General features: G+C 59.3%; 2 protein-coding genes. One reads left to right on the top strand and one right to left on the bottom strand.

Annotated features, from left to right (window positions below; genetic code table 11):
• The coding region (locus AC1DNW_RS35215) for a flagellin N-terminal helical domain-containing protein (protein WP_477855758.1) at positions 1-246 on the bottom strand (246 nt) is incomplete at its 3' end.
• A gap of 911 nt (positions 247-1,157) precedes the next feature.
• Here AC1DNW_RS35215 and AC1DNW_RS35210 point away from each other — a divergent pair.
• Positions 1,158-4,566, top strand: a 3,409-nt coding sequence (locus AC1DNW_RS35210; protein WP_477855756.1) for a N,N-dimethylformamidase beta subunit family domain-containing protein, incomplete at its 3' end; no start/stop codon positions are given.

Raw genomic sequence — 4,566 nt, 5'->3', positions numbered from 1 at the left:
GTCCATGGCGGTGTAGGCAGTGTCAACCTTTGCAGCACCGAGGCCGAGCGCGTCGGAAACGGCCGAGAGGGCCTTGTTGTCCGAACGCATGGTCGTTGCGATCGACCAGTAGGCAGCGTTGTCGGAAGCCTTGCCGACGCGGTAACCCGAGGAAACGTGATCCTGGGTCTTGTTGAGGCCCTGGTTGACGTTACGCAGCGTCTGGAGAGCTGCCATTGCAGAGTTATTGGTGTTGATGCTCGTCATTATTTGCCTGTCCCTTTTGGCAGGAGTTTGGAGGGGACATTCCGGATTTGAGCCGGCCCACGGCGTGCAGCGTCATGCCTGTTAATCAAATTACCCCCGATTAACTCGCCGTTTCGAMCGCCCAAAGAACAAGATTTCAATTAAGGAAGGCTGAATATGAAGGTAAGTTCGCCAAAAAATGAGATTTATAAAAAGCTTAGAATATATATATACGTTAACTATTTATAAACACTGCGGGGTCATAGCGCTTTTTGGACCTTATGAATTTACAATACTTGGATAAATTTGAAGTGTATTTCTTTGTATATTCAAGAGACCGGGTTATTTKGAGAAAAAATTCGTGAAGAAGACGCCGTCTTGCCTCTCTGAGAACATAGCCTATCGCTGCGATTTTTAGCTTGTCGCTTGCTCGTCTCGGCGGGCGTGGCATTGGCTTTGTGCCGGAATGGACGCAGGATCTGCCAAGCCGCGGCGTCGACTTCATGATTGGGCTCGGTATCCAATGGCCTCGCGCGGCCGCGCAAGTGAACGGGGTCGGTCACGAGAGTGACGACCTGTCGCGGACACGGCCCGAAGACAGAACATGAGCATGGATAGTCGTCGCTCCTGCCGACCATGATGCTGAAGCTCCTGTGGCTGTCTCCCTCACGATTCTCGCGCAGCGCAAATTCGGCTTTCCCCCAGGGCACTCAKCCGTCCGTTATGCGAAGCGGATCCTGCGATTGTGCCACTTGTCGCCATGCGAAACGCAAGTCGCACTTCCACGAAAAAATCCGTTTCCCAGAAAGGATGCCGCCTGTAGGTCGAAATGGGTAGGCCATACTCGCCTGTTTTTCGATTATAATTGGAGGTCCGCGTATCGAACGATCCTCATAGATTTGATCCTGGTAAATTTCGGGAGAGGGCACGCCATGTATCGCAACGCTTGCCGGTGGGCTTCGCGCTCGCTCTTGGTGGATTCGTGGGTTCCCCGTTGGCTGACCGTCGGTGGAAAGGCAAGGCCGCGCCAGACTGCCGATCGGCGCGAGGATGATGCTCAGCTTGCAACATCCGTGCAGACTTCGGATGGAAACAAGCATAGTGCCCTTGTCGACAGTCCCGACAACAACTCTGCGCTCAAAAGACGTGACGTTGAAGAGACGGTGGGAGCGTTCGGCGCTGTGGACGGTCGGGTCAATATCAACCACGCACCGCCGTCCTTGCCCGACACTTTCGCAAGGCTTCATGAAGCGGGAGTGAGCGGGAATTCTGTCGCGTCTCCGCCGTCTGCCCATAGGCCGGGTTTTGCACCTTTCGAGCGGAACGTAGTTGGAGCTACTTCGTCCCTTTATCGCACCTATGCTGGAACCAGCCTCATAGGCGACGATCCCTTGGCTTCCTATCTGCCGCAAAGCCCTGCACCGACAGCTTCGGGGCAAGGTTCTTCCACCGTGGCGGGTGAACGTGCCCACACGGGCAAAGTCGTCATTCTCGAATCGAGCCCGTCAGCGCAGGCGGCTGCGCAGCATGCGGGATTGAATTCCGTGGCGTTTGGCATGCCCTTTGGTGTCTGCGGGTGCGGATATTTTACCTCCCCCACGCGGATTCTCGATTGGGCCCATGGCGGCGCCATGCTTCAGCAGGACGGTCAATTGCCGGGGACCAGACTGACAGATGGGCCGGACTATGTGGCGACGCTCAAGCGGGCCATCGGCGCCTCGGTCAGCGACCCGCTTCTCGATCGAAACCTGTCCCCGCTCTCGAGCTGGCCCGGAACCGCAAGGTGGACGGATTCGACGAACTTGAACGGATCATTGCCCGGTGGCGGAGAAATGGGAACGGCAAGCGCCACCGCCAAGGGCAAAGGCATCCTTTCCGGCTCGGTTACCACACCGCCGACCACGCAGCGCTCATTGACGACGCAAAATCTGGCGGCCACAGCGGCAGCGACGCCCGACAACAAGGTCGTGGCGGAAAACCTGCTGCAGGGCAATCCGGAGAGCGAGTGGGGCATCGATGGCGCCGGCAGCTCCAACATCGAAGGGTTCGCGACCGACATCAGCGTCGACAATGGCAAGACGATCAGCTTCAAGATCGATACGGATTCCACCAATTACCGGATCGATATATACCGGCTCGGCTATTATGGTGGCATGGGGGCGCGCAAGGTCGCCACCATGCAGCACACCGGATTGCAGGATCAACCCAATCCGTTGCGCAATGCCACGACCGGGACGGTGGATGCGGGCAACTGGGCAGTCTCGGCGTCATGGACCGTACCAGATGACGCCGTCTCAGGGGTCTATATCGCCAAGCTCGTGAGGCAGGATGGCACCTTCGGCGAGAATCATATTCCCTTCATCGTACGCGACGACGACAGTCACAGCGACATCGTTTTCCAGACGGCCGACGAGACCTGGCAAGCCTATAACGGCTGGGGTGGCGCAAACTTCTACGGCGGCAACGGTCCGGCGACGGGGCAGGGTGCCGGCCGCGCCTATGCGGTCAGCTACAACAGGCCGATTGCGACCCGGGGCGGGGTCGGCACCTATGCCGGTCCCCAGGACTATCTGTTCGGCGCCGAGTATGCAGGCATCTACTGGCTGGAACAGAATGGCTATGATGTTTCCTACATGTCGGGTGTCGACGTCGACCGCTACGGCAGCCTGTTGCTCAATCACAAGACTTATGTTGATGCGGGGCATGACGAGTACTGGTCGGGGCAGCAGAGGACCAACGTCGAAGCCGCACGCGATGCGGGCGTCAACCTCATGTTCTGGAGCGGTAACGAGGTCTATTGGCGTACCCGTTGGGGCAATGCCTACAGCGCCGACGGCACGCCCTATCGCACCCTTATCTCCTACAAGGAAACCTGGGCGCCCGGCAGCAGCATTGACCCTTCCAATGAATGGACAGGCACCTTCCGCGATCCGCGCCTCAGCCCACCGGCTATCGGCGGCGGAAACCCGGAAAACTCGCTGACCGGGCAGTTGTTCAAGGTCGACGATGTCGGTGGCAATCTGGGCGCGATCAAGGTTGGATATGACGACGCCAACCTGCGCTTCTGGCGCAATACCAGCGTTGCCAATCTTCAGCCGGGCCAGACGGCAACGCTCACCAAGAACTATCTCGGTTATGAGTGGGACGAAGCGCCTGACAATGGCTTCGATCCGGCGGGCCTCGTGAAGCTGTCGTCGACGACACTTCCGGTCAGCACCTACCTGCTCGACTACGGAAACACGACTGGCAACGCGACCGCCACCCACAATCTGACACTTTATCGTGCGCCCAGCGGCGCGCTGGTGTTCGGCGCCGGTACGGTCTACTGGACATGGGGCCTGAGCGACAATCACGATAATGAGGCGACGCCGACCGATCCCCGCGTGCAGCAGGCAATGGTCAATTTGCTTGCCGACATGGGCATCCAGCCTGGGACGCTGCAATCCGGGCTCGTCGCCACAACTGGTTCCACTGACAATGTTGCGCCGACATCTATCATCACGGTACCCGCCACGGTGGTCGCTGGATCCACGGTGACGATTACGGGCACCGCCGCCGATACGGGTGGCGGGGTGATCGCCAGCGTCGAGGTTTCGACCGACAATGGCGCGAGCTGGCATCCGGCCACAGGCGATGAGAACTGGACTTATACGTGGTCGCCGCAGACCGCGGGCACCTACACGATCCTGTCTCGCGCCGTGGACGACAGCATCAACCTCGAAACACCCTCGGCCGGACGCACGGTCACCGTCAGCGGGCCGAGCTATGTGTCTCTCTTTTCCGGCGCGGCGACGCCGGCGGTCGTCAACACCGACGATACGTCAGCCATTGAGCTCGGCGTGCGCTTCCAGACCTCAGTGGCAGGCACCCTCGGCGGTATTCGTTTTTATAAAGGCAGCCAGGACACAGGGACGCATACCGGCTCGCTCTGGTCGAGCACGGGTACGCGGATCGCGACCCTCACTTTCACGAACGAGACCGCCAGCGGCTGGCAGACCGCCTATTTCTCCAGTCCGGTGACCTTGACGCCCGGGCAGACCTACACGGCGTCTTACCACACCAATACCGGTCATTATTCGACAACCGCCAACTACTTTACCTCCAATGTGACGAGTGGCCCGTTGACGGCGTCAGCGAGCGGCAACGGCGTATATCGATACGGCAGTAGCAGCCTATACCCCACCAGCACCGTGGACGAGACGAACTACTGGGTCGATGTGATGTTCAATCCCTCGACCTCGAGCAACGCGACGCCGACGGCGGTTGCCGATGCGGGGGATGCGACCGAGAAGGGCGGTGCGGCCAATGGTTCGGGTGGCGTGGTTGCCAGCGGCAATGTGC

It is taken from the genome of Rhizobium sp. 05L429, assembly GCF_056397645.1.
Note: the sequence above shows the minus strand (reverse complement) of the source record. Positions and strands in the feature narration are given on the sequence as shown.